This is a genomic window from Streptomyces sp. NRRL S-87, assembly GCF_000719335.1.
GTDB lineage: Bacteria > Actinomycetota > Actinomycetes > Streptomycetales > Streptomycetaceae > Streptomyces.
The window spans coordinates 110,954-136,691 of the sequence record NZ_JOGB01000003.1 but is presented as its reverse complement, the minus strand read 5'-3'; the positions used below and the strand labels follow the sequence as shown (position 1 = coordinate 136,691).

Annotated in this window: 21 protein-coding genes and 1 pseudogene; 13 read left to right on the top strand and 9 right to left on the bottom strand. The window is 70.7% G+C overall.

Features of this window, described 5'->3' with window-relative positions:
- The first annotated feature begins 195 nt into the window (after positions 1 to 195).
- The 7 genes from IF43_RS0102800 to trxA all read left to right on the top strand — a co-directional run bounded on the left by IF43_RS0102800 (position 196) and on the right by trxA (position 9,654).
- Positions 196 to 2,463: a DUF6049 family protein gene (locus IF43_RS0102800; RefSeq protein WP_030193339.1), complete on the top strand. Its 2,268-nt coding sequence runs from the start codon at positions 196 to 198 to the stop codon at positions 2,461 to 2,463.
- 47 nt (positions 2,464 to 2,510) lie between these two features.
- Positions 2,511 to 4,688 (top strand): murein biosynthesis integral membrane protein MurJ, encoded by a 2,178-nt coding sequence (gene murJ / locus IF43_RS0102795; RefSeq protein ID WP_030193337.1) that lies wholly within the window; start codon positions 2,511 to 2,513, stop codon positions 4,686 to 4,688.
- A gap of 117 nt (positions 4,689 to 4,805) precedes the next feature.
- The gene (locus IF43_RS0102790) at positions 4,806 to 6,521 is read left to right on the top strand and encodes a serine/threonine protein kinase (RefSeq protein WP_030193335.1); all 1,716 of its coding nucleotides are present in this window, start codon (positions 4,806 to 4,808) and stop codon (positions 6,519 to 6,521) included.
- A gap of 26 nt (positions 6,522 to 6,547) precedes the next feature.
- Positions 6,548 to 7,237, top strand: coding sequence for an RNA polymerase sigma factor SigM (sigM, locus tag IF43_RS0102785; RefSeq protein ID WP_078909868.1), 690 nt, complete (start codon positions 6,548 to 6,550; stop codon positions 7,235 to 7,237).
- Positions 7,234 to 8,175 (top strand): anti-sigma factor, encoded by a 942-nt coding sequence (locus IF43_RS0102780; RefSeq protein ID WP_030193331.1) that lies wholly within the window; start codon positions 7,234 to 7,236, stop codon positions 8,173 to 8,175. The genes sigM and IF43_RS0102780 overlap by 4 nt, the downstream gene beginning before the upstream one ends.
- A gap of 142 nt (positions 8,176 to 8,317) precedes the next feature.
- Positions 8,318 to 9,277: a thioredoxin-disulfide reductase gene (gene trxB / locus IF43_RS0102775; protein WP_030193329.1), complete on the top strand. Its 960-nt coding sequence runs from the start codon at positions 8,318 to 8,320 to the stop codon at positions 9,275 to 9,277.
- 41 nt (positions 9,278 to 9,318) lie between these two features.
- Positions 9,319 to 9,654, top strand: coding sequence for a thioredoxin (gene trxA, locus IF43_RS0102770; protein ID WP_030193327.1), 336 nt, complete (start codon positions 9,319 to 9,321; stop codon positions 9,652 to 9,654).
- A gap of 92 nt (positions 9,655 to 9,746) precedes the next feature.
- Here the strand turns inward: trxA and IF43_RS0102765 are convergent, their stop codons facing one another.
- The 9 genes and pseudogenes from IF43_RS0102765 to rpmH form a co-directional block, all read right to left on the bottom strand.
- Positions 9,747 to 10,364, bottom strand: a complete 618-nt coding sequence (locus tag IF43_RS0102765) for a GNAT family N-acetyltransferase (protein WP_030193325.1) — start codon at positions 10,362 to 10,364, stop codon at positions 9,747 to 9,749.
- Positions 10,365 to 10,596: 232 nt separating this feature from the next.
- A complete protein-coding gene (locus tag IF43_RS0102760; RefSeq protein ID WP_030193323.1) occupies positions 10,597 to 11,667 on the bottom strand; it encodes a ParB/RepB/Spo0J family partition protein in 1,071 nt (356 codons plus the stop codon).
- A complete protein-coding gene (locus IF43_RS0102755; RefSeq protein WP_078909867.1) occupies positions 11,664 to 12,740 on the bottom strand; it encodes a ParA family protein in 1,077 nt (358 codons plus the stop codon). Before IF43_RS0102755 ends, IF43_RS0102760 begins: the two co-directional genes overlap by 4 nt.
- A 271-nt stretch (positions 12,741 to 13,011) precedes the next feature.
- Positions 13,012 to 13,731: a 16S rRNA (guanine(527)-N(7))-methyltransferase RsmG gene (gene rsmG / locus IF43_RS0102750; protein ID WP_030193319.1), complete on the bottom strand. Its 720-nt coding sequence runs from the start codon at positions 13,729 to 13,731 to the stop codon at positions 13,012 to 13,014.
- 140 nt (positions 13,732 to 13,871) lie between these two features.
- On the bottom strand, positions 13,872 to 14,384 hold the full coding sequence (locus tag IF43_RS0102745) for a R3H domain-containing nucleic acid-binding protein (protein ID WP_030193317.1): 513 nt from the start codon (positions 14,382 to 14,384) through the stop codon (positions 13,872 to 13,874).
- Between the two features lie 15 nt (positions 14,385 to 14,399).
- Positions 14,400 to 15,503, bottom strand: a complete 1,104-nt coding sequence (yidC, locus tag IF43_RS0102740) for a membrane protein insertase YidC (RefSeq protein WP_030193315.1) — start codon at positions 15,501 to 15,503, stop codon at positions 14,400 to 14,402.
- A gap of 30 nt (positions 15,504 to 15,533) precedes the next feature.
- Positions 15,534 to 15,788 (bottom strand): annotated as a pseudogene (gene yidD / locus IF43_RS38880) (membrane protein insertion efficiency factor YidD); the annotation flags it as partial.
- Positions 15,785 to 16,159, bottom strand: a complete 375-nt coding sequence (gene rnpA, locus IF43_RS38875) for a ribonuclease P protein component (RefSeq protein WP_078909865.1) — start codon at positions 16,157 to 16,159, stop codon at positions 15,785 to 15,787. The pseudogene yidD and the gene rnpA, both read right to left, overlap by 4 nt.
- Positions 16,160 to 16,180: 21 nt before the next feature.
- Positions 16,181 to 16,318: a 50S ribosomal protein L34 gene (gene rpmH / locus IF43_RS38870; protein ID WP_078909864.1), complete on the bottom strand. Its 138-nt coding sequence runs from the start codon at positions 16,316 to 16,318 to the stop codon at positions 16,181 to 16,183.
- 357 nt (positions 16,319 to 16,675) lie between these two features.
- Between rpmH and dnaA the strand changes: the two genes are divergently transcribed.
- From dnaA to gyrB, 6 genes are all read left to right on the top strand, one after another.
- The gene (gene dnaA / locus IF43_RS0102730; RefSeq protein WP_051794583.1) at positions 16,676 to 18,481 is read left to right on the top strand and encodes a chromosomal replication initiator protein DnaA; all 1,806 of its coding nucleotides are present in this window, start codon (positions 16,676 to 16,678) and stop codon (positions 18,479 to 18,481) included.
- A gap of 885 nt (positions 18,482 to 19,366) precedes the next feature.
- Entirely contained in the window at positions 19,367 to 20,497 is a 1,131-nt protein-coding gene (gene dnaN / locus IF43_RS0102725; protein ID WP_030193309.1) for a DNA polymerase III subunit beta, read from the top strand.
- Positions 20,498 to 20,605: 108 nt separating this feature from the next.
- Positions 20,606 to 21,481, top strand: a complete 876-nt coding sequence (gene gnd / locus IF43_RS0102720) for a phosphogluconate dehydrogenase (NAD(+)-dependent, decarboxylating) (protein ID WP_030193307.1) — start codon at positions 20,606 to 20,608, stop codon at positions 21,479 to 21,481.
- 169 nt (positions 21,482 to 21,650) lie between these two features.
- The gene (gene recF, locus IF43_RS0102715; RefSeq protein WP_030193305.1) at positions 21,651 to 22,799 is read left to right on the top strand and encodes a DNA replication/repair protein RecF; all 1,149 of its coding nucleotides are present in this window, start codon (positions 21,651 to 21,653) and stop codon (positions 22,797 to 22,799) included.
- Complete coding sequence (locus IF43_RS0102710) at positions 22,796 to 23,365, top strand: DUF721 domain-containing protein (RefSeq protein ID WP_030193303.1); 570 nt, start codon at positions 22,796 to 22,798, stop codon at positions 23,363 to 23,365. The genes recF and IF43_RS0102710 overlap by 4 nt, the downstream gene beginning before the upstream one ends.
- A gap of 284 nt (positions 23,366 to 23,649) precedes the next feature.
- Positions 23,650 to 25,713 (top strand): DNA topoisomerase (ATP-hydrolyzing) subunit B, encoded by a 2,064-nt coding sequence (gene gyrB, locus IF43_RS0102705; RefSeq protein WP_030193301.1) that lies wholly within the window; start codon positions 23,650 to 23,652, stop codon positions 25,711 to 25,713.
- Positions 25,714 to 25,738: the final 25 nt, after the last annotated feature.

Genomic DNA, 25,738 nt, shown 5'->3' with positions numbered 1-25,738 from the left:
GGGCCCGGGCCCGTACCGGCGACCAGGCCCGCCCCGCCGCACCGGCCCGCCCCGGCGACCAGGCCCTGCCCCGCCGCACCCGCCCGCCCCGGCGGACCGTGTGGAGCAGTCCGCGGCACTCCGGCACAGCGGCCCTCGTTACCATGCGTGGACGCACAACCGACGACCACTGACACGACGAGGACGGGCGAGCGCGTGGCCGAGGCGGCAGACATCCACGGGGACACCCCCGCCCCTGCCCGCCGATGGCTGCGGCGGGCCGTCGTCATGCTCGCCGGCACACCGGTCCTGGCCGGCCTCGTCTACGTTCCCGCGGGCTCCGCGCAGGCGGCGCCCACCGCGGCCGGGCCGTCCACCGTGGACGTCTCCCTGGACTCCCTGACGCCCAGCGCACCGGTCAAGGGCGACACCCTGACGCTCACCGGCACGGTCACCAACCGTGGCAGGGACACCGTCACCGACGCCCACGTCGGCCTGCGGGTCGGACCGCAGATCACCGACCGCGGCGCCGTCGACGACGCCGCCGGGCGCACCGGGTTCCGCCCCGGCAGCGAGCCCGCCGAGGTGGCCGGCACCTCGGTGAAGGTCTCCGCGCTCGCCCCCGAGGTCCCCCAGCCCTTCACGATAAAGATCCCCGTGAGCAAGCTCGGGCTGGACGAGGACGGGGTCTACCAGCTCGGGGTCTCGCTCTCCGGGGAGACCGACAGCCGGGGGTACGAACAGGTCCTCGGGATCCGGCGGACCTTCCTGCCGTGGCAGCCGGACGCCGCCGCCAGGCGCACCCAGCTCAGCTACGTCTGGCCGCTGATCTCCACCACGCACCTGACGGCCCAGACCGGCTCCGACGAGCTGCAGACCCCCGTCTTCGAGAACGACGACCTGGCCGCCGAGCTCCGCCCCGGCGGTCGCCTGGAGCAGATGGTCTCCCTCGGCCGGGACCTGCCCGTCACCTGGCTGATGGACCCCGACCTGCTGGCCAGCGTGGCCGCCATGGCCAACGCCTACATGGTCAGGACGCCGGACGGGCAGATCGTGCCGGGCCGCAACCAGGCCGTCGCCAAGCGCTGGCTGGCCGACCTGGAGCGGGCCGTGCAGGGCAAGAAGGTCGTCGCCCTGCCCTTCGCGGACCCCGACCTCGCCTCCCTGGCGCACCAGGGCAAGAACGTCTCAGGCTCCCTCGCCCACCTGCGACCGGCCACCGAGAAGGCCCGCCAGGTCGTCGAGACCGTGCTGCACGTCGAGCCGTCCACCGACTTCTCCTGGCCGGTGGAGGGGGCCGTCGACCCGGCGATCGTCAACGTCGCCACCTCGGCCGGCGCCCACAACGTCCTCGCCCGCAGCGACAGCTTCCAGGAGACCGGGAACCTGGCCCACACCCCGTCGGCGCCCCGGCCGATCGGCGCCGGCACCACCGCGGTCGTCGCCGACGCCCGGCTCTCCAAGGCCTTCCAGGGCGACATGCTGTCCGCCGAGAACGCCACCCTCGCCGTCCAGCGGTTCCTGGCGCAGAGCCTCGCGCTGAACCTCCAGGACACCGACGCCCCGCGCAGCATCGTCGTCACCCCGCAGCGGATGCCCACGACCAGCCAGGCGCAGACGATGGCCAACGCGCTGCGCACCCTCCAGTCCGGCCGCTGGACCCAGCCGGTCGACCTGGAGGCCGCCGCCAAGGCCAAGCCCGACCCGGGCGCCACCACGCTCGTCCCGGGCGCCGGCCAGTACCCGGTCTCGCTGCGCCGGACGGAGCTGCCGCAGCCGGCCTTCGAGACGATCCGCACCACGCAGACCATGCTCGACCACTTCAAGGTGATCCTCTCCCACCCCGACCGGGTCGAGATCCCCTTCGGCAACACCTTCAACCGCATGATGTCGACGTCCTGGCGCGGCCGCCCCGAGGAGGCCGAGGCCTACCGGGACGGGGTACGGGAGTACCTCGAGGGGCTGACCGAACAGGTCAAGCTGATCCCCAAGTCGAAGGCGCACCTCTCGGGCCGCAGCGCCACGATCCCCGTGACCGTCCAGAACGGCCTCGTGCAGGACGTCCACGGCCTGGTGCTGCGACTGAGGTCGGCGAACCCGACCCGCCTGATGTTCGGCGACGACGGCGAGGCCGAGCAGCAGATCGACGTCCAGGGCGGCCACAGCCAGTCCGTCAAGTTCACCGCCAACGCCACCGCGAGCGGTCCTGTCGAGGTCACCGCACAGCTCTACACCAAGGACGGCGTCCCCTACGGCAAGGAGCGGAAGTTCACCGTCCAGGCCACCGAGATCACCTCGACCGTGCTGCTCGTCATCGCGGCCGGCGTGCTCCTGCTGGTCCTGGCCGGGGTGAAGATGTACGCGAGTCGCAAGAAGGTCGCGGCCCGGGCCGCCGAAGACAGCACGCAGCCGAGTGACCCGACGCCGGACACCGGAGGAGAAAGCGACAGCTCCTCCGGCCCGGGTGAGACAGTGGACCGTTGAGCGACACCGTGGCCGGCCGGGCCTGGGGACGATGAGGTGGGGTTTCGATGAACGCGCCGTACGACGGTGACCGCGCGCAGGGAGCGAGCGGTACCGCGCCTTCCAGAGAAGGCGGCGAGGGCGCCCCGGTACCGGGGCAGGTCCCGCCGCCCGCCTCCCCTGCCCAGGACCCGTACGTCCAGGAGGCCTACGAGCAGGACCCGTACCGCTCCCAGGACCTCGCGGCCCAGGACCCGGTGACCGAGGCCCTGTACGACCGCGCCGCGCACCCCCCGCCGCCGCCCGGCACCTTCCAGGAGCCCGGCCCCCTGTACGACCGGCCGGCCGCGTCCCCGTACTCCCCCGACCCGCGGGTGTGGGCCCAGACGCCCCCGCCCGAGCCCGACGGCCCCTCCCGCCACCTCCCGTACGGCGACCACGCCACGACCACCGAGTTCGTGGGCGTGGACGCGCTCGTGACCCGGGCCTCCGACGAGGGGGCGGAGCCGGACGCCTTCGCGCACCTGTACCGCGACCAGCAGGCCGCACCGCAGCCGCAGGCCCCGGCCGAGGAGGCCCCGGTGGCCGCCCCCGCGCCGAGCAAGCCGGCCGGGCGCGCGGCGGGCCTGCTCAAGTCCAGTGCGCTGATGGCGGCCGGCACGATCGTCTCCCGCATCACCGGCTTCATGCGCACGCTCGTGATGGCCACCGCGATCGGCGTCGGCACGTTCAACGACACGTACCAGATCGCCAACACGCTGCCGACGATGATCTACATCCTGGTCGGCGGCGGCGCGCTCAACGCCGTGTTCATCCCCCAGCTCGTCCGCGCGATGAAGAACGACGACGACGGCGGCGAGGCGTACGCCAACCGGCTGCTGACCCTCGTCGTGGTGCTGCTGGCCGGCGTCACCACCGTCTGCGTGCTGGCCGCCCCGCTCTTCATCACCATGATGTCCCCGAAGATCGCCTCGGACCCGCAGCAGCGGGACGTCGCGGTGGCCTTCGCCCGCTACTGCCTGCCGACCATGTTCTTCATGGGCGTGCACGTGGTCATGGGTCAGATCCTCAACGCCCGCGGCCGGTTCGGCGCGATGATGTGGACCCCGGTCCTCAACAACATCGTCGTGATCGCCACGTTCGGCGCCTTCATCTGGGCCTTCGGCGGTTTCACCAGCACCCACGTCAGCGCCGCCACGGTCACCCCCGAGGGCGTGCGGCTGCTGGGCATCGGCACCCTGCTGGGCCTGACGGTCCAGGCGCTGGCGATGGTCCCGTACCTGCGCGACGCGGGCTTCAAGCCGCGGCTGCGCTTCGACTGGCGGGGCCACGGCCTGGGCAAGGCCGTCGGCCTGGCCAAGTGGACCTTCTTCTTCGTCCTCGCCAACCAGATCGGCCTCGTCGTCGTCACCCAGCTCGCCACCTGGGCGGGTTCCGTCGCCGACAAGCAGGGCTACTCCGGCACCGGCATCACCGCGTACAACTACGCCCTGAACCTGTGGCAGATGCCGCAGGCCATCATCACGGTCTCCGTCATGACGGCCGTGCTGCCGCGCATCTCCCGCTCCGCGCACGACGGCGACGCGGCCGCGGTCCGCGACGACATCTCGTACGGCCTGCGCACCTCGGCCGTCGCCATCGTGCCCTGCGCCTTCGCGTTCCTCGCGCTCGGCGTGCCGATGGCGACGCTGCTCTACGCCGGCTCCGGCAGCGGCGCCCGCAACATCGGTTTCATCCTGATGGCGTTCGGCCTCGGCCTCATCCCGTACTCCGTGCAGTACGTCGTGCTCCGCGGCTTCTACGCCTACGAGGACACCCGAACCCCCTTCTACAACACCGTCATCGTCGCCTCGGTCAACGCGGCGGCCTCGGCGCTCGCCTTCTTCGTGCTGCCGGCCCGCTGGGCCGTGGTCGGCATGGGCGCCGCCTACGGCCTGGCCTACGCGGCCGGGGTGGGCGTCGCGTGGCGGCGGCTGCGCACCCGCCTCGGCGGCGACCTCGACGGCGCCCACGTGGTGCGCACGTACGCCAGGCTCGCCGGCGCCTGCGTCCCGGCGGCCGTCCTCGGCGGGGGCACCGCCTACGCCGTCATGGCCCTGCTGGGAAGCGGAGCGCTCGCGTCCCTCGCCGCGCTGGTGGCCGGCGGACTCGTCCTCATGGGTGTCTTCTTCACCGCTGCCAAGCGCATGCGGATCGAGGAACTCAACGCGATGGTCGGGATGGTCCGGGGGCGACTGGGACGCTGACCCGCACAACCATCCGCAGTTTCCGCGTGTCGTGCACAGCGGCGGACTGTGGGCACAATTGGCATGGCTTTGCAGACTGGCCGACAGCGCGCAACGGATGGGGAGGCAGGAACGACGGTGGCGGAACGTAGCACGGCTGCCGTCGACGTGGCCGACAACAGCGGTGACGAGCCGCTGACCGCCAAGGCGGGGAAAGCCACGGCCGACGGGGCGGCACAGACCCAGGAATCCAGGCCGACGAACACGTCCACGACCGACCCGGAGGCCGACCGCGGCCGGTCCTCCGCTCCCGACCTGCACAGCGGCCACAAGCTCGCCAGACGCTACCGCCTCGAGGAGTGCGTCACCCGTCTGGACGGATTCAGTTCGTGGCGTGCGATGGACGAGAAGCTCCGGCGCGCCGTGGGCGTCCACCTGCTGCCCGCCGATCACCCGCGGGCGCGGTCCGTGCTCGCCGCCGCGCGCTCCGCCGCCCTGCTCGGCGACCCCCGCTTCGTCCAGGTCCTCGACGCCGTCGAGGAGAACGACCTCGTCTACGTGGTCCACGAATGGCTCCCGGACGCGACCGAGCTGACCGCGCTGCTGGCGGCCGGCCCGCTGGAGGCGCACGAGGCCTACCAGCTCGTCCACCAGGTCGCGCAGGCCATGGCCGCCGCGCACCGCGAGGGACTGGCCCACCTGCGGCTGACGCCGAGCGCCATACTCCGCACTTCCACGGGCCAGTACCGCATCCGCGGCCTGGCCGTGAACGCCGCGCTGCGCGGCATCACCAGCGACACCCCGCAGCGCTCCGACACCGAGGCGATCGGCGCGCTCCTGTACGCCGCCCTCACCCGGCGCTGGCCGTACGAGAACGACGCCTACGGCCTGTCCGGCCTGCCCAAGGGCGTCGGGCTGCTCCCGCCGGACCAGGTCCGCGCGGGCGTCCACCGCGGCCTCTCCGAGATCGCGATGCGCGCCCTCGCAAACGACGGGGCCACCGCGTCGCGCCAGGAGCCGCCCTGCACGACGCCCGAGGAACTCGCCAAGGCCGTCTCCGCGATGCCGCGCATCCGCCCGCCGGAGCCCGTCTTCCCGGCCCCCGCCGAGTACCAGCACACCACCTACCAGCAGGGCACGTACGGGCGCCCCAGCGCGATCCCCGGCGCCGCGGCTCCGCCGACCCTCGTGGCACCGCCGCTCCCGGCGCCGCTGCAGAGCCGTACCGGCCGGGCTCTCAAGTGGGGCGTGGCCGCCCTGCTGATCGCCGCCCTGGGGCTGGGCAGCTGGCAGCTGGCCGACACCCTGCTGCGCGACTCGGGCAGCGACACCAACCAGTCGCAGACCTCCGAGGGCAACGAGGCCCCGCCGCCGAAGAAGAAGACCCCGGTGGTGCTGTCGATCAAGGACGCGGCCGAGTACTACCCGGACGGCGTCCCGCAGAACCTCGACGGCGTCCCGCAGGCCTACGACGGCGACTCCTCCACCTACTGGCGCTCGAAGAGCTTCGACCAGGGCCCCAAGCTGCTCATCAAGGACGGCGTCGGCCTCGTGTTCGACCTCGGTTCCGAGCACGAGGTCAGCGCTGCCGCGATAAGCCTCCGCGACGCGGGCGACCACACCACGGCCGCGATCTACGCCGCCGACTCGATGGGCTCGTCCACCAAGGTGACCGACATGAAGCGGATCGCCTCGGGAACCACGCAGAGCAACAATCTGGTCCTCACGGCCAAGAAGCCCGTGAAGACCCGCTACGTGGTCCTGTGGCTCACCGAGATGCCCAAGTCCGGGCGGGACGAGTTCAGCCGCGCCGGATACAAGCAGGGCATCACGAACGTGAAATTCACCGGCTGACCGGACAGCAGGGGAGGGGCTCACCGTTGGACGCTGACGCACCCGGGGGGATGACCGACCAGGAACTCCTGGCACGGCACGTCGCGGGCGACCCCGACGCGTTCGGTGAGCTCGTCCGGCGCCACCGCGACCGGCTGTGGGCCGTGGCCCTGCGCACCCTCGGGGACCGCGAGGAGGCGGCGGACGCGGTCCAGGACGCGCTCGTGTCGGCCTACCGGGCCGCCCACACCTTCCGGGGCCAGTCCGCCGTCACGACCTGGCTGCACCGCATCACGGTGAACGCCTGCCTGGACCGGGCCCGCAAGGCCGCCTCACGGCGGACCTCGGCCGTCGACGACCCGGAGGACTTCGAGCGGCTGCTGGAGCCCCACGAGTCCGCCGAGGCGCCCGCGGAGCGGCAGGACCTGCACCGCGAGCTGCTGGCGGCGCTGCGCACCCTGCCGACCGAGCAGCGGGCCGCCCTGGTGCTCGTCGACATGCAGGGCTACCCCGTCGCCGAGGTCGCCAAGATCCTCGACGTGCCCACGGGTACCGTGAAGAGCCGGTGCGCCCGCGGCCGGGCGAAACTCCTCCCGATGCTCACTCATCTGCGCGGGGATCCCGGGGATAACACCGAGGTGGACCGGGGAAGGAACCGGTCGCAGGGGACAGCCGTCCCACCAGCAGCAGAATCCAGGGACCCCGATGCGGTGAAGGGCGGAGGTGGGCGAGCGTGACTTCCACGACCGGCACGATCCGGCACCCGGATGTCTCGGAGATCTCCGATCTCACCGAAGGCCTCCTCTCCCCGGCGCGTACCGCCGAGGTGCGCACCCATCTGGCCGAGTGCCCCCTGTGCGCCGACGTGAGGGCGTCGTTGGACGAGATCCGCGGGCTCCTCGGCACGTTGCCCGGCCCGCAGCGCATGCCCTCCGACATCGCCGGGCGCATCGACGCCGCCCTCGCGGCGGAGGCCCTGCTGAACGCGACCTCGCCCGAGGCTCCCGCACCGGAGCGGGCCGCCGCGGAGACGAGCGCCGCGACCACGGCCGATGTTTCACGTGAAACATCACTCTCCCGGCCCAGGACCCCGCGTTCCGCCCGCCCCGCCGGCCGCCCCCAGGGCGGCACCGGGCCCGGCCGGACCCGAAGCCGCCGCAGGCTGGGCGTCCTCACCGCCGTGGGCGCGGCCGCCGCCTTCGCCGTGACCATCCTCCTCGTCCAGACGCTCACGGTGAACGGCAACGACGAGGCGGGCAGCAACCGGGCCTCGGACACGGCAACCAGCGCCGCGGCGTTCACGGCCGCCGGCCTGGGGGGCGACGTCCAGCGCCTCCTCGGCGACGGCCCGGAGGCCTCGGCCAAGAGCGCCAAGCCCCCCGCGGACATGCCCGGCGCGGACACCTACAGCAGCGAGGCGTCCCCGCAGACGGCGACCGGGCGCCTCACCGGCGTCACCGTGCCCGCCTGCGTGAAGGGCGGCACCGGCCGCACGGAGGCCCCACTGGCCGCCGAACGAGGGATCTTCGAAGGCCGGGACGCCTACCTGGTCGTGCTCCCGCACAAGGGCGACGCCGGCCGGGCCGACGCCTACGTGGTCGACGCCGCGTGCGAGAGCTCCGATCCGACGGGACGAGGAACGGTCCTGCTGTCCGGGACCTACCCGCGCGGCTGACCGGCCCGGACCTCGCGGGTGACGGGCCCGGACCTCGCGGGTGACGGGCCGGGAATGCGGGCGCCATAGGATCCGTTGGGTGGGGTGAGGCCACCGGCCCCCGGTTGTCAGCAGGCAGTCCGCAGAAACGAGGAAAGTACCCGTGAGCGACGTTCGTAACGTGATCATCATCGGCTCTGGGCCGGCCGGCTACACCGCCGCCCTGTACACGGCGCGCGCATCGCTCAAGCCCCTGGTCTTCGAGGGTGCCGTCACCGCCGGTGGCGCGCTCATGAACACCACCGAGGTGGAGAACTTCCCCGGCTTCCGCGACGGCATCATGGGCCCCGACCTCATGGACAACATGCGGGCCCAGGCGGAGCGCTTCGGCGCCGAGCTCGTCCCGGACGACGTCGTCGCCGTCGACCTGTCCGGTGAGATCAAGACCGTGACGGACACCGCAGGCACCGTGCACCGCGCCAAGGCCGTGATCGTGACCACCGGCTCCCAGCACCGCAAGCTCGGCCTGCCCAACGAGGACGCCCTGTCCGGCCGCGGCGTCTCGTGGTGCGCCACCTGCGACGGCTTCTTCTTCAAGGACCAGGACATCGCCGTCGTCGGCGGCGGCGACACGGCCATGGAGGAGGCGACCTTCCTCTCGCGCTTCGCCAAGTCGGTCACGATCGTCCACCGCCGCGACAGCCTGCGGGCCTCCAAGGCGATGCAGGAGCGCGCCTTCGCCGACCCGAAGATCAAGTTCGCCTGGGACAGCGAGGTCGCCGAGATCCACGGTGAGCAGAAGCTCTCCGGTCTGACCCTGCGCAACACCAAGACCGGTGAGACCTCGGAGCTCCCCGTCACGGGCCTCTTCATCGCCGTCGGCCACGACCCGCGCACCGAGCTCTTCAAGGGCCAGTTGGACCTGGACGCGGAGGGCTACCTGAAGGTGGACGCCCCCTCCACCCGGACCAACGTCACCGGTGTCTTCGGCGCCGGCGACGTCGTGGACCACACCTACCGCCAGGCCATCACGGCCGCCGGTACCGGCTGCTCCGCCGCCCTCGACGCGGAGCGCTTCCTCGCGGCCCTCTCCGACACGGAGCACGCGGCCGCGACCGTCTGACCCGTTTTCCCACACCCCACCTGCAGAAGAAGGAGGCCGCTGTGGCCGACCTGAAGAACGTGACCGACGCGAACTTCGACGAAGAGGTCCTCAAGAGCGGCAAGCCCGTCCTCGTGGACTTCTGGGCGGCCTGGTGCGGCCCGTGCCGTCAGATCGCTCCGTCGCTGGAGGCCATCGCGAAGGAGCACGGCGACGAGATCGAGGTCGTCAAGCTCAACATCGACGAGAACCCGGCCACGGCCGCCAAGTACGGCGTCATGTCCATCCCGACGCTGAACGTGTACCAGGGCGGCGAGGTCGTCAAGACGATCGTCGGCGCCAAGCCGAAGGCCGCGATCCTGCGCGACCTCGAGGGCTTCGTCACGGCCAAGGCCTGACGCGTCGTTTCACGTGAAACGACGTTTCACGTGAAACACCGAAGGGGCCGCCCGGTCGGGGCGGCCCCTTCGCGTTGCTCCGGGGACCGGCCTCAGGTCGGGCGCAGCACGGGCTCCTTCTGCACCGCGCCGAGCAGCCGGTCGATGGCCATCTCCACGTCTTCCTTCCACGACAGCGTGGAGCGCAGCTCCAGCCGAAGCCGTGGGTGCACCGGATGGGGGCGGACGGTCTTGAAGCCCACCGCGAGCAGGTGGTCGGCCGGCAGCAGACAGGCGGGCGCCTCCCAGCGCGCGTCGCCGAAGGCCTCGATCGCCTTGAACCCCCGACGCAGCAGGTCCTTGGCCACCGTCTGCACCATCACCCGCCCCAGACCCTGCCCCTGGTACCCGGGGGTGATCCGGCCCGTCATCAGCTGGACGGCGTCCGGGGAGACGGGACTCGTCGGGAAGGCCGTCGAGCGCGGCACGTACGCGGGCGGGGCGTAGAGCACGAAGCCGACCGGGACGTCGTCGACGTAGCAGACCCGACCGCAGGAACCCCACTCCAGCAGGACCGCGGAGATCCAGGCCTCCTTCTCCAGTTCCGGCGTGCCCGCCTTTATCGCGGCGTCGCGGCTGACCGGGTCGAGCTCCCAGAAAACGCAGGACCGGCAGCGCTGGGGAAGATCCGAGAGGTTGTCCAACGTGAGCGGTACAAGCCGACGACCCATGATCCGACAAAACCTCCTACGGCTCCCAGTCCCAGGCCCGCAGTCAACAGGCCGGTGCGGCTCACCGATCGCATGGCTCACGCCCCCTCTTTCGTGAGGTGCCTCAACCGCCATACCCGAATTGCATCGTAGCCACCGGAGGTTTGCCCCGATACCGGGGAAATGCAAAGTGCCGGTAGCGGTAAAGCGAAAGGGCGGGCCGAAGCCCGCCCTTCACCGTGCGTCGCGCTGCTCAGCGGTCGCCGCCGGCCTGGTTCAGCACCGGGCCCTCGCCGGGAGCGAGCGTGTCCAGGATCCGCTCCAGGTCCTCCATCGACGCGAACTCGACGGTGATCTTTCCCTTCTTCTGACCCAGGTCGACCTTCACCCGGGTCTCGAAGCGGTCCGACAGCCGCGAGGCCAGATCCGTCAGCGCCGGGGAGACGCGGCCACCGGCACGCGGGCCCTTCGGCTTGACCGAGCTCTTCGGCTCACTGGCCATCAGCGTCACGATCTCTTCGACCGCACGCACCGACAGGCCCTCGGCCACGATGCGGTGCGCCAGCCGGTCCTGCTCCTCCGAGTCCTCCACGGAGAGCAGCGCGCGTGCGTGACCGGCGGACAGCACTCCGGCGGCCACCCGGCGCTGCACCGGCGGAGACAGCCGCAGCAGGCGGAGGGTGTTGGAGACCTGCGGACGGGACCGGCCGATCCGGTCGGCCAGCTGGTCGTGGGTGCAGTTGAAGTCCTGGAGCAGCTGGTCGTACGCGGCCGCCTCCTCCAGGGGGTTCAGCTGCGCCCGGTGGAGGTTCTCCAGGAGGGCGTCCAGCAGGAGCTTGTCGTCGTCCGTGGCACGGATGATCGCCGGGATCCGCGCCAGACCCGCCTCACGGCAGGCCCGCCAGCGGCGCTCGCCCATGATGAGCTCGTACCGCTCGGCGCCCAGCTGCCGCACCACGACGGGCTGGAGCAGGCCGACCTCCTGGATCGAGGTCACCAGCTCCGCCAGCGCGTCCTCGTCGAACACCTCACGGGGCTGGCGCGGGTTCGGCGTGATGGAGTCCAGCTCCAGCTCGGCGAAGGTCGCTCCGGCCACGGCCGCGTCCGGGGCCGCGGCCTGGGCCGGCACCTCGGCGGTGGGCGCCACCCCGGCCTGCGGCAGGGACGCCACCTTGGCCGCGGCCACCCCGCGGTCGGTGGTCAGCACGGGTACGGCGGAGGGGGAGGTGGACCCCGCCCCCAGCGCGGGGCCGGGCGTCTCCTGCGGAGCCGCCGGGATCAGAGCGCCGAGCCCCCGCCCGAGACCTCTACGTCGCTCGCTCACTGCATTCCCTCCGCTGTGCTGGTGATTCCGCCGCCCACGTGGGCGTGCTGGGCGTCGTACGAAATCCCCACTCCGCGCAGCGCGATCTCGCGCGCCGCTTCCAGGTACGAGAGGGAGCCGCTGGAGCCCGGGTCGTAGGTGAGCACCGTCTGGCCGTAGCTCGGGGCCTCCGAGATACGGACCGAGCGCGGGATGCTCGTGCGCAGCACCTCGTTGCCGAAGTGGCTGCGCACCTCGTCGGCCACCTGGGAGGCCAGCCGCGTCCTGCCGTCGTACATGGTGAGCAGGATCGTGGAGACGTGCAGGGACGGGTTGAGGTGGGCCCGCACCAGGTCGACGTTCCGCAGGAGCTGGCCCAGACCCTCCAGCGCGTAGTACTCGCACTGGATGGGGATCAGCACCTCGGCGCCCGCCACCATCGCGTTGACCGTCAGGAGGCCCAGCGAGGGCGGGCAGTCGATGAGGATGTAGTCCAGCGGCTGCTCGTACGCCTGGATGGCCCGCTGGAGCCTGCTCTCGCGCGCCACGAGGGAGACGAGCTCGATCTCCGCGCCGGCCAGGTCGATGGTGGCCGGGGCACAGAAGAGGCCCTCGACGTCCGGAACCGGCTGGACGACCTCCAGCAGTGGCCGGCTCTCGACCAGGACGTCGTAGATCGAGGGGACCTCCGCGTGGTGGTCGATCCCCAGTGCCGTCGAGGCGTTGCCCTGCGGGTCGAGGTCGATGACCAGCACCCGGGCGCCGTGCAGCGCCAAGGACGCGGCCAGGTTCACGGTCGTCGTGGTCTTGCCCACGCCGCCCTTCTGGTTCGCGACCACGATGACGCGGCGCTGCGCGGGCCGCGGGAGGCCTTCGCCAGCCCGCCCGAGGGCCTCCACCGCCAGCTGGGCGGCACGGCCGATGGGCGTGTCGGAGTCCACCGGGGGCATCGATGTTTCACGTGAAACATCGCCCCCCGGTGATTCTGTGCGAGGGCCGGGGACCGGATCGGCCATCGGCCCCGCGAGGTCGGCGTCGGACCGCACGGAGTCACTCTCCTCGACTTCAGGCTCGGGATGAACAGAGCCTGCCATGCCTTCGGGGTCGCGAACCAGCGGGGACCGCACTCCTGTGGATGAATCCACACCTGTGGACAACTCCGTCACCCCCCGCTCATGGCGGTTCCGGGGGGACGCGGCCGCACGCCCGCGACTGATGATTCCGTGCAGCAGTGAGCGACGTTTCACGTGAAACACGATGCACGCGCGGGCACTTCATCCCGCTACGACACTCCGAAATCCATACCGTTCGGACACCTCAACGGCGCCCCGACCCCGCTCCGCCGCCAGGCCGGCAGGCGCCCGGTCATCGGCGCTTGCGTACCCGTCCGACCCGCGCCGCCTTGGCCCGCTTCGCCGCGAAGCGCACGCCGCCCGGGCTCTCGCCGACCTCGACCCGGACCACGGTGGACATGGGATCCACCACACCCTCACCCACCTGGACCACGGAGGTCTCCACCACGCCGAGCTTCGTCAGCGCGGCCTTGGCCGCCACCAGCTCCTCCTCGGCGGTGTCGCCCTTGAGCGCCAGCATCTCTCCGTACGGGCGCAGCAGCGGCACACCCCAGCCGGCGAGGCGGTCCAGGGGAGCCACCGCGCGGGCGGTGACCACGTGCACCGGGGGGAGCTTGCCGAGCATCTCCTCGGCCCGACCGCGGACCACGGTCACGTGGTCCAGGCCCAGCAGCTCCACGACCTCCTGGAGGAAGTTCGTGCGCCGCAGCAGCGGCTCCAGCAAGGTGATCTTCAGGTCCGGGCGCACCAGCGCGAGCGGAATGCCCGGCAGACCGGCACCCGAGCCCACGTCGCAGACCGTGACGCCCTCGGGCACCACTTCGGAGAGCACCGCGCAGTTCAGCAGGTGCCGCTCCCAGAGCCGGGGCACCTCACGCGGGCCGATCAGACCGCGCTTGACCCCCGCGTCCGCCAGCAGCTCGGCGTAGCGCACGGCTTCCGGGAAATACTCGCCGAAGACCGCCCGCGCCGTCTCGGGCGCCGGGGGAAGCTCCGCTGCTGCCTCCGTCACGGGGACCGTCCTTCCGTACCGCCAGTGCGGTGATCAACATACCGCCACTGCGGTGACCGACACATGCTCGTTGAATGCCAGGCTGACAAACATCGGCCCCGTCTGCGAGACAGACGGGGCCGACCACTTCTTCCGACCGATCAGGCCGGGAGCACTACGACGAAGCGCTCCGGCTCCTCGCCCTCGGACTCGCTGCGCAGGCCGGCGGCGGCGATCGCGTCGTGCACGACCTTGCGCTCGAAGGGGGTCATCGGCTGGAGCTTGACCGGCTCACCGGTGCTCCTCGCCTCCTCCGCCGCCTTGACGCCCACGGCGGTGAGCTCCTCGCGCTTCTTGGCGCGGAAGCCGGCGATGTCCAGCATGAGGCGGCTGCGGTCACCGGTCTCGCGGTGCACGGCGAGCCGGGTCAGCTCCTGGAGGGCCTCCAGGACCTCACCGTCGCGCCCGACCAGCTTCTGCAGGTCACGGCTTCCGGAGTCGCTGATGATCGACACCGCGGCGCGGTCCGCCTCGACGTCCATGTCGATGTCGCCGTCGAGGTCGGCGATGTCGAGCAGGCCCTCGAGGTAGTCGGCCGCGATCTCACCCTCCTGCTCGAGGCGGGTCAGGGTGTCGCCACCCTCGGCGGCGGCGGAGGTGGTGCCTTCCGTCACGGGATGGACTCCTTCTTACTTCTTGGACGAGGGCTTGGGGGTCTGGCGCTGGGACTTGCTCTGCCGCTTGGGCTGCTGCCGCTTCTGGGCGGCGGCGCTGCTGGCGGCGTCCGCGTCGGCAGTGGTCGCGGTGCTCTTGACCACCGTGCCGTCGGCCTGGGCGGCCATGCCCTGCTTCGACAGAGCGGTGATGAACTTGCGCTCGTTGTCGTTGCGGTCCGGGCCCTTGGCGACGATCGCGGAGATGATGGTGCGCCGGCGGCGACCCTTGACCTCACCGTGGGAGGTGATGTGCTTGAGCAGGCGCTGCAGGTACTGGTCCTGGGCCTTGGAACCCGGCGTCGGGTTCTGGTTGATCACGTACATCTGCTGGCCCATGGTCCACACGTTGGTGGTCAGCCAGTAGATGAGGACACCGACGGGGAAGTTGATGCCCATGCCCGCGAAGATCAGCGGGAAGATGTACATCAGCATCTTCTGCTGCTGCATGAAGGGCGTCTTGACCGAGAGGTCGACGTTCTTCTGCATCAGCTGGCGCTGCGTGTAGAACTGCGACAGCGACATCAGGACGATCATGACCGCGGTCACGATCCGGACGTCGGTGATCGAGGCACCCAGCGAAGCGGCCTTCTCGGCGCTGTCCGTGAACTTGGCGGCGAGGGGCGCGCCGAAGATGTGCGCCTGTCGGGCGCTCGCCAGCAGCGGGCCGTCGATGACGCCGATCGGCTTGCCGTTGGCGATGGCGGACAGCACGTGGTACAGCGCGAAGAAGAACGGGGACTGCGCCAGGATGGGAAGGCACGAGGAGAGCGGGTTGGTACCCGTCTCCTTGTACAGCTTCATCATCTCTTCGGACTGGCGCTGCTTGTCGTTCTTGTAGCGATCCTGGATCGCCTTCATCCTCGGCTGCAGCGCCTGCATGCCCCGCGTCGCCTTGATCTGCTTCACGAAGAGCGGGATCAGGCAGATGCGGATCAGCACCACCAGGGAAACGATGGACAGTCCCCAGGCCCAGCCCGTGTCAGGGCCGAAGATCGCCCCGTACAGGCTGTGGAACTGGACGATGACCCATGAGACAGGCCAGGTGATGAAGCTGAACAGACTGGCAATCGTGTCCACTAATCAGGCTCCTTGAGCATTGCGAGGTCTACGCAACGCACTGCGCAGCCGTTCGTGCCAACGCGGGCGTTTGCGAGGTGGGACATGGTCGACACCGCCGGGGGACCACGGGTTGCACCGCAGGATCCGCCAGGCGGTGAGGGCAGTCCCCTTCACCGCACCATGCCGGTCGATGGCCGTGTACCCGTAGTGCGAGCACGAGGGGTAATAGCGGCACACCGGCCCCAGCAGCGGACTGATCGTCCACTGGTACAGCTTGATCAAAGCGAGCAGCGGGTACTTCATCGAGCCACGCCTCCCAGCAGCCGCTCAAGGGCGGCATCCAGGTCCCGGGCCAGCGCGCCGTGGTCGGCGTCGCCAGCACCGGGCAGCGCACGGACCACCACCAGGCTACCCGCGGGCAGGCCGGCGAGGCGGTCCCGGACCAGGTGGCGCAATCTGCGCTTGACCTGGTTGCGGACGACCGCCCCGCCCACGGCCTTGCTGACGACGAAACCCGCACGCGTCGGGGAGGCATGGCCCCCCGGCTCGTGCGGGTCCGTTGCACCGCTGGTACGAAGGTGGACGACGAGGAGCGGGCGGCCTGCCCGGCGGCCTCGTCGTACCGCAGTCGCGAAGTCCTCGCGCCGCCTCAGCCGGTTTCCGGAAGGCAGCACGACGTCACGGCCTGTGCGCGCTTAGGCGGACAGGGCCTGGCGACCCTTGGCACGGCGGTTCGCGAGGATCGCGCGGCCGGCACGGGTACGCATACGCAGGCGGAAACCGTGGGTCTTGGCGCGACGACGGTTGTTCGGCTGGAAGGTGCGCTTGCTCACTCGGGGGCTCCAGAGAATGAATCGTGGTGGCGGTACATCGCCTGGCTGTCACCGTGCGCCCACGAGGAACTTCGCGTGATCGCCACGAGTGGCACCGCATAACCGATCACGTTGAGGTGATCTTTGCCCATCGGTAGGCAGGCGGCAGCAGCCATCGACAACTCGACCTCGGTACGGTACGCGGGACTACGCCATCCGGTCAAACCGAGCCACGCGCGGGCCCCGCTGTGCACAGGCTGTGGACAACAACTTGAACCGCACGGGTCGCGCTGACTACCTTGGCTTGACCCCGCATTTTTTTGTCCCGACCGTCCCGAAGAACCACACATTCGTGGGACCTGTGAGAGAGCGTGCCCTGTGGCTGACGTACCTGCCGATCTTGCCGCAGTGTGGCCCAGGGTTCTCGAGAAGCTGCTGGGAGAAGGACAGCAGGGCATCGAGCCCAAGGACAAGCAGTGGGTCGAGCGGTGCCAGCCGCTCGCGCTGGTCGCCGACACCGCGCTGCTCGCCGTGCCGAACGAGTGGGGCAAGCGCGTCCTCGAGGGCCGGCTCGCCCCGCTGATCAGCGAGACCCTCAGCCGCGAGTGCGGCCGGCCCATCCGGATCGCGATCACGGTCGACGACTCCGCGGCCGAGCCGACCCCCCCGCCGCCGGTCCGGGAGGAGCGTCCGCGGTACGAGGACGCGTACGACCAGCTCCCGCAGGTCCGCCCCGCCTACCCGGACTACCAGCAGCAGCGCGGCCCCGAGCCGGGCGTCTGGCCGCGTCCGTCCGCGGACCGCGACGACTACGGCTGGCAGCAGCAGCGGCTCGGCGGCTACCAGGAGCGCGACCCGTACGCCTCGCCCTCCTCGGGGGGCCCGGGCGGCTACGAGCAGCCGTCGTTCGACCAGCCGCAGGCCCCGTACGAGCCCGGGCAGTACGACCCGCACGCCTACGAGCCGAAGCCGTACGACCCCAAGCAGTACGAGCAGGCCCCGTACGAGCCGTCCTCGTACGACGGCGGCCGCCCGGACCGCTCCGACGCGCCGCCCGCTCCGGGCCGGCCGGGGCCCGGTCCGATGGCGGGCCCCTCGGCCGCGCCGCCGCCGGCCTCCTCGTCCGGCTCCTCGTCGGGGCCGCTGGAGCCGACCGCGCGGCTGAACCCCAAGTACCTGTTCGACACCTTCGTCATCGGGGCGTCGAACCGCTTCGCGCACGCGGCCGCGGTGGCCGTCGCCGAAGCCCCGGCCAAGGCGTACAACCCGCTCTTCATCTACGGCGAGTCGGGTCTGGGCAAGACGCACCTGCTGCACGCCATCGGCCACTACGCGCGGAGCCTCTACCCGGGGACCCGGGTGCGGTACGTGAGCTCGGAGGAGTTCACCAACGAGTTCATCAACTCGATCCGCGACGGCAAGGGCGACGCGTTCCGCAAGCGCTACCGCGAGATGGACATCCTGCTGGTCGACGACATCCAGTTCCTGGCGAGCAAGGAGTCGACGCAGGAGGAGTTCTTCCACACCTTCAACACGCTCCACAACGCCAACAAGCAGATCGTGCTGTCCTCCGACCGGCCGCCCAAGCAGCTGGTCACGCTGGAGGACCGGCTGCGCAACCGCTTCGAGTGGGGCCTGATCACCGACGTCCAGCCGCCCGAGCTGGAGACGCGCATCGCGATCCTGCGCAAGAAGGCGGTCCAGGAGCAGCTCAACGCCCCGCCGGAGGTACTGGAGTTCATCGCGTCCCGGATCTCGCGCAACATCCGCGAGCTGGAGGGCGCGCTGATCCGGGTGACGGCCTTCGCGAGCCTCAACCGGCAGCCGGTGGACCTGGGGCTGACCGAGGACGTCCTCAAGAACCTCATCCCCGGCGGTGAGGACACCGCTCCGGAGATCACCGCGGGCGCCATCATGGCGGCCACGGCGGACTACTTCGGGCTGACGGTGGACGACCTGTGCGGCTCCTCGCGCAGCCGGGTCCTGGTGACGGCGCGCCAGATCGCGATGTACCTGTGCCGCGAGCTCACCGACCTGTCGCTGCCGAAGATCGGGGCCCAGTTCGGCGGCCGGGACCACACCACGGTCATGCACGCGGACCGCAAGATCCGGGCGCTCATGGCGGAGCGCCGGTCGATCTACAACCAGGTCACCGAGCTGACCAACCGCATCAAGAACGGCTGACGGAACCGGCTGCAGGGGCCCGGCGGAACACCGCCGGGAACGGTCCGCAGCCGTCGTACGACGCATCGAAGGGCGCTCCGGGACGCTTCCCGGAGCGCCCTTCCGCGTTCCCTTCGGTCACCCGTACGCAGCCCGTTGTTCGATTAATGGCAGGGTTACGGCCGTCTTCCACAGATCTTCGACTTTTTTCCGTCCACACCCTGGGGACCTCCGAATCCACCCACATTCCTTCCACAGGCAGGCCTGTTGATGGAGCATCAGAGCTGGTCAGGACCCTGTGGAATTGTGCGGAGCGACTATCCACAGACTGTGGACGATCATTCTGTCCACAGGCCCGTCCACCGGGTTGTCCACCGGAGACCCACAGGATGGGCCCGGTTGTCCCCAGCTGTCCCCAGCTTCTCCACACCGTTGTCCACTGTTCGGCAACCGGAGCCCCTCGGTCACCGCATGGAGTGAAAGGCGTCACACGAGAGGCGACGATTGGGCTGTGGGGAAACCGGGTAAAGCTGGGGACGGAGCTGTGGAGTACCCCGGGTCACCTGGGGACGGTCTGTGCAGAACTTTCTGTTCTCCACAGGACACCCACGTTGTCCACTGCCCCCACCCACAGGCCCGGTGGACAAAAAACCGCCGCTGACCTGCGCTGACAGGGTTATCCACGGTTTCCACAGGGCCTACTACTACCCCCATAGAGAGTTAGCTCGGATTCCGTTTTCAAGCAGGCCCTGTGCACAACTCGCCCCTCGGCTCTCCCGCCGAGTCCGGCCCGACTTGACGGGCAGCAGCACCGAGTGTCGGTGCCGTACGTCAGACTGGTCTCCGGCGTTCAGCCGACAGACGAAGGCCAGCAGGGCGAGCCAGCAACAGCAGGAGGCGGTTCCGGTGAAGATCCGGGTGGAGCGCGACGTACTCGCGGAGGCGGTGGCGTGGGCGGCCCGTAGCCTCCCGGCCCGGCCGCCGGTGCCCGTTCTCGCGGGCCTTCTCCTCAAGGCCGAGGAGGGCTCGCTGAGCCTCTCCGGCTTCGACTACGAGGTCTCGGCCCGCGTCTCGGTCGAGGCGGACGTGGAGGAGGACGGCACCGTCCTCGTCTCCGGCCGGCTCCTCGCCGACATCTGCCGCGCCCTCCCCAACCGCCCGGTGGAGATCTCCACAGACGGTGTACGGGCGACCGTGGTCTGCGGCTCCTCCCGCTTCACCCTCCACACCCTGCCGGTGGAGGAGTACCCGGCGCTGCCCGAGATGCCGGGCGCGACCGGCACCGTGTCCGGCGAGGTCTTCGCCTCCGCCGCGGCCCAGGTGGCCATCGCCGCCGGCCGCGACGACACGCTGCCCGTCCTCACCGGTGTGCGCATCGAGATCGAGGGCGACCGCGTCACCCTCGCCTCCACCGACCGTTACCGCTTCGCCGTCCGCGAGTTCCTGTGGAAGCCGGAGAGCCCCGACGCCTCCGCCGTCGCCCTGGTGCCCGCCAAGACGCTGCTCGACACCGCCAAGTCCCTGACCAGCGGTGACACCGTCACCCTGGCGCTCTCGGGCTCCGGCAAGGGCGAGGGCCTGATCGGCTTCGAGGGTGCCGGCCGCCGTACCACCACCCGGCTGCTGGAGGGCGACCTCCCCAAGTACCGGACGCTCTTCCCGACCGAGTTCAACTCCGTCGCCGTGATCGAGACCGCGCCGTTCGTCGAGGCCGTCAAGCGCGTGGCCCTCGTCGCCGAGCGCAACACCCCGGTCCGGCTGAGCTTCGAGCAGGGCGTGCTGATCCTCGAGGCGGGGTCGAGCGACGACGCACAGGCTGTGGAGCGCGTCGACGCCCGCCTGGAGGGCGACGACATCTCGATCGCCTTCAACCCGACGTTCCTGCTCGACGGCCTGAGCGCCATCGACTCGCCGGTCGCGCAGCTGTCCTTCACGACGTCGACCAAGCCGGCGCTGCTCAGCGGCCGCCCGGCCGTCGACGCCGAGGCGGACGAGGCGTACAAGTACCTGATCATGCCGGTCCGCCTCTCCGGCTGACGCCCCCGGCACGGCCGCCTGTCCGGCCGACCCCGCAGGTGTGCCCCCGCGTCCGGGCGTAGGCTCGGACGCGGGTACGAAACCGCACACACAGTTAAGGAACGCCTGATGGAGCTCGGTCTCGTCGGTCTCGGCAAGATGGGCGGCAACATGCGCGAGCGCATCCGCCGCGCAGGCCACACCGTCATCGGATACGACCGCAACCCTGACATCGCCGATGTCCACAGCCTCCAGGAGCTTGTGGACGGCCTGCAGGCCCCGCGCGTCGTGTGGGTGATGGTCCCCGCGGGCGAGGCGACCCAGTCGACCGTCGACGAGCTGGCCGCGCTGCTGTCGCCCGGCGACATCGTCGTCGACGGCGGCAACTCGCGGTGGACCGACGACGAGAAGCACGCCGCCGAGCTGGCCGAGAAGGGCATCGGCTTCGTCGACTGCGGCGTCTCCGGCGGCGTCTGGGGCCTGGAGAACGGCTACGCGCTCATGTACGGCGGCGACAAGGAGCACGTCGCCGCGGTGCAGCCGATCTTCGACGCCCTCAAGCCCGAGGGCGAGTACGGCGCGGTGCACGCGGGCAAGGTCGGCGCGGGCCACTTCGCCAAGATGGTCCACAACGGCATCGAGTACGCCATGATGCAGGCCTACGCCGAGGGCTGGGAGCTGCTGGAGAAGGTGGACTCGGTCACCGACGTCCGCGAGGTCTTCCGCTCCTGGCAGGAAGGCACGGTCATCCGCTCCTGGCTGCTGGACCTGGCGGTCAACGCCCTCGACGAGGACGAGCACCTGGAGCAGCTCAAGGGCTTCGCGCAGGACTCCGGTGAGGGCCGCTGGACGGTCGAGGCCGCGATCGACAACGCGGTGCCGCTGCCGGCGATCACCGCCTCGCTCTTCGCGCGCTTCGCCTCGCGCCAGGACGACTCCCCGCAGATGAAGATGATCGCCGCGCTGCGCAACCAGTTCGGCGGCCACGCGGTCGAGAAGAAGTAGTCCGGCACCCTTTTCGCGGGTTCCGGACCGAGAAGTACACAGGTTCCCGTCCCCGGTCCACAGGCCGGGGACACCGGCCCACCGGACGGGGGTCCCGTCCACAGGTCGGGCGCCCCGGTCCACAGGCTGGGGACGGGGACCGCAGCAGCCGGGGGAGGTCGGCGCCACCATGCACGTCACGCACCTGTCGCTGGCCGACTTCCGCTCGTACGCCCGGGCCGAGGTGCCCCTCGACCCGGGCGTCACCGCGTTCGTGGGCCCCAACGGCCAGGGGAAGACCAACCTCGTCGAGGCCGTCGGCTACCTCGCCACCCTCGGCAGCCACCGGGTCTCCTCCGACGCCCCGCTGGTCCGCATGGGCGCCGACCGGGCGATCATCAGGGCCGCGGTCACGCAGGGCGAGCGCAGCCAGCTGGTCGAGCTGGAGCTCAACCCGGGCCGCGCAAACCGCGCCCGCATCAACAGGTCCTCGCAGGTCAGACCCCGTGACGTGCTGGGGATCGTACGCACCGTCCTGTTCGCGCCGGAGGACCTCGCCCTGATCAAGGGCGACCCCGGCGAGCGGCGCCGCTTCCTCGACGAGCTGATCACCGCGCGCTCGCCGCGCATGGCCGCGGTCCGCTCCGACTACGAACGCGTCCTCAAGCAGCGCAACACCCTGCTCAAGTCGGCCGCCATGGCCCGCCGGCACGGCGGCCGCTCCATGGACCTGTCCACGCTCGACGTGTGGGACCAGCACCTGGCCCGGGCCGGCGCCGAGCTGCTGGCCCAGCGCCTCGACCTGATCGCCACCCTGCAGCCGCTCGCCGACAAGGCCTACGAGCAGCTCGCCCCGGGCGGCGGACCGCTGGGGCTCGCGTACCGGAGCAGCGCCGGCGAAGCCCTCGACGCGGTCCTGGGCACGGCCGTCCGCAGCCCGCGCGAGGAGCTGTACGAGGCGCTGCTCGGCGCCCTCGCCGGCGCGCGCAAGCAGGAGATCGAGCGGGGCGTGACCCTGGTCGGACCGCACCGCGACGAGTTGCTGCTGCGGCTGGGCGACCTGCCGGCCAAGGGGTACGCGAGCCACGGCGAGTCCTGGTCGTACGCGCTGGCGCTGCGGCTGGCCTCGTACGACCTGCTGCGCTCGGAGGGCGGCGAACCGGTGCTGGTGCTCGACGACGTCTTCGCCGAACTGGACGCGCGGCGCCGCGAGCGGCTGGCGGAACTGGTGGCCCCGGGCGAGCAGGTGCTCGTCACGGCGGCCGTGGACGACGACGTGCCGGACGTCCTGGTGGGCGCGCGGTACGGCGTCTCGGGCGGTGAGGTGACCCGGCTGTGAACGGACCCGCGAGCGGACCGCAGGACACCCCGGGCCGGGGCGAGCCCCGCAAGGACCCCGAGCCCTCCGGCGTGGACCTGGCCCGCCAGGCGCTGTTCGCCGCCCGTGAGGCGGCCCGGGCCCGCGGCCAGGCGGCCGGGGCGAAGAAGCAGGCCCGCCGCGGCGGCCTGCGCTCCGGCGCGCGCGCCGACGGCCGGGACCCGATGCGGCTGGGTGCGGCCCTGGACCGGCTCCAGACCGAGCGGGGCTGGGAGGTCCCGATGGCGGTGGCCGGAGTGATGGAGCGCTGGCCGGAGATCGTGGGCGAGGAGCTCGCCCGGCACTGCGTACCGGAGAAGTACGACGACGACCCGGACGTGCGGCAGCTGACCGTGCGCTGCGACTCCTCGGCGTGGATGGCGCAGGTGCGGCTGCTGGCTCCGCAGCTGGTCGCCCGGCTCAACGCGGACCTGGGTCAGGGGACGGTGCGCTTCCTGAAGGTGCTGCCGCCGAGCGGCACCGAACGCCGGTACCAGGGGCGGCTGCGCGCCCCCGGTTCGACCGGTCCCGGGGACACGTACGGCTGAGCCGGACGCCCCTTACCGCTCGGTAGCGGAGGGTTGACAGGCCGAAGCGCTGCATGGCCGTCTGAGCCTCTTGGAGCCCCGGTCCGGATATGGGGAGTCGGTCGCGGTCGGTTCAGGGCGGCACATGCGGACTCAGGTACCGGCAAACCTCCATCAATGTCAGCGCTACCGGTAGACTGGTAAGTAATCCCGCCCAGCCGGCGGGATCCCGCTGAGAACGCTGACAACGCAGATCGACGCAGCCACTCCTGCTTGCGAACCGTTGCTTGCCCGGAGTCAGGCCTGTGCTGTGCCAGAAAGGGCGCTTCGTGGCCGATTCCGGCAACCCCAACGAGAACATTCCGTCCACTGCAGGCGAGAACGGCGAGGTCACGGCCTCGTACGACGCCAGCGCGATCACAGTCCTCGAGGGCCTGGACGCCGTACGCAAGCGACCCGGCATGTACATCGGCTCCACCGGTGAGCGGGGCCTGCACCACCTCGTGTACGAGGTGGTGGACAACTCCGTCGACGAGGCCCTCGCCGGCCACGCCGACACCATCGACATCACGATCCTGGCCGACGGCGGCGTGCGCGTCGTGGACAACGGCCGCGGCATCCCGGTGGGTATCCACCCGGTCGAGAAGAAGCCGGCCGTCGAGGTCGTGCTCACCGTCCTGCACGCGGGCGGCAAGTTCGGCGGCGGCGGCTACGCCGTCTCCGGTGGTCTGCACGGCGTCGGCGTCTCCGTGGTGAACGCGCTGTCCTACAAGCTCGCCGTCGAGATCCGGACGGACGGCTACCGCTGGACGCAGGAGTACAAGTCGGGCGCCCCCACCGCGCCGCTGGAGCAGCACGAGGCCACCACCGAGACCGGTACCTCGGTCACGTTCTGGGCCGACCCGGACATCTTCGAGACCACCGAGTACTCCTTCGAGACGCTCGCGCGCCGCTTCCAGGAGATGGCCTTCCTCAACAAGGGCCTCACCCTGACGCTCACGGACGAGCGCGAGTCCGCGAAGGCCACCGTCGGTGCCGACGACCCGGAGGCGGAGTCGGCCGAGCCGACCGCGCGCACGGTGAAGTACCACTACGAGGGCGGCATCGTCGACTTCGTGAAGTACCTCAACTCGCGCAAGGGCGAGCTGATCCACCCCTCCGTCATCGACATCGAGGCCGAGGACAAGGAGCGCATGCTCTCGGTCGAGATCGCGATGCAGTGGAACTCGCAGTACACGGAGGGCGTCTACTCCTTCGCGAACACGATCCACACGCACGAGGGCGGTACCCACGAGGAGGGCTTCCGCGCCGCGCTGACCACGCTGGTCAACAAGTACGCACGCGACAAGAAGCTGCTGCGCGAGAAGGACGACAACCTCACCGGCGACGACATCCGCGAGGGTCTGACCGCGATCATCTCGGTCAAGCTCGGCGAGCCGCAGTTCGAGGGCCAGACCAAGACCAAGCTGGGCAACACGGAGGCGAAGACCTTCGTCCAGAAGGTCGCGCACGAGCACCTCAACGACTGGTTCGACCGCAACCCCAACGAGGCCGCGGACATCATCCGCAAGGCCATCCAGGCCGCCACGGCCCGCGTCGCCGCCCGCAAGGCCCGCGACCTGACCCGTCGCAAGGGCCTGCTGGAGAGCGCCTCGCTGCCGGGCAAGCTGTCGGACTGCCAGTCGAACGACCCGACCAAGTGCGAGATCTTCATCGTCGAGGGTGACTCCGCCGGCGGCTCCGCCAAGTCCGGCCGCAACCCGATGTACCAGGCCATCCTGCCGATCCGCGGCAAGATCCTGAACGTCGAGAAGGCCCGCATCGACAAGATCCTCCAGAACGCCGAGATCCAGGCCCTGATCTCCGCCTTCGGCACCGGCGTGCACGAGGACTTCGACATCGAGAAGCTCCGCTATCACAAGATCATCCTGATGGCGGACGCCGACGTCGACGGCCAGCACATCAACACCCTGCTGCTGACCTTCCTCTTCCGCTTCATGCGCCCGCTGGTCGAGGCCGGCCACGTGTACCTGTCCCGCCCGCCGCTCTACAAGATCAAGTGGGGTCGCGACGACTTCGAGTACGCGTACTCGGACCGCGAGCGCGACGCCCTGGTCGAGCTCGGCAAGCAGGCGGGCAAGCGGATCAAGGAAGACTCGATCCAGCGCTTCAAGGGTCTCGGTGAGATGAACGCCGAGGAGCTGCGCGTCACCACGATGGACGTGGACCACCGCGTCCTCGGCCAGGTCACGCTGGACGACGCGGCCCAGGCCGACGACCTGTTCTCGGTGCTGATGGGTGAGGACGTCGAGGCCCGGCGCTCCTTCATCCAGCGCAACGCCAAGGACGTCCGCTTCCTCGACATCTGAGTCGGCCCGACCGCTGACCGCCCGA

Excerpts from the sequence above, each read along its gene's own strand:
- IF43_RS0102755 (WP_078909867.1), bottom strand. The coding sequence starts at position 12,740 with ATGGCAGGCTCTGTTCATCCCGAGCCTGAAGTCGAGGAGAGTGACTCC.
- IF43_RS0102765 (WP_030193325.1), bottom strand. The coding sequence starts at position 10,364 with ATGGGTCGTCGGCTTGTACCGCTCACGTTGGACAACCTCTCGGATCTT.
- recF (WP_030193305.1), top strand. The coding sequence starts at position 21,651 with ATGCACGTCACGCACCTGTCGCTGGCCGACTTCCGCTCGTACGCCCGG.
- gnd (WP_030193307.1), top strand. The coding sequence starts at position 20,606 with ATGGAGCTCGGTCTCGTCGGTCTCGGCAAGATGGGCGGCAACATGCGC.
- murJ (WP_030193337.1), top strand. The coding sequence starts at position 2,511 with ATGAACGCGCCGTACGACGGTGACCGCGCGCAGGGAGCGAGCGGTACC.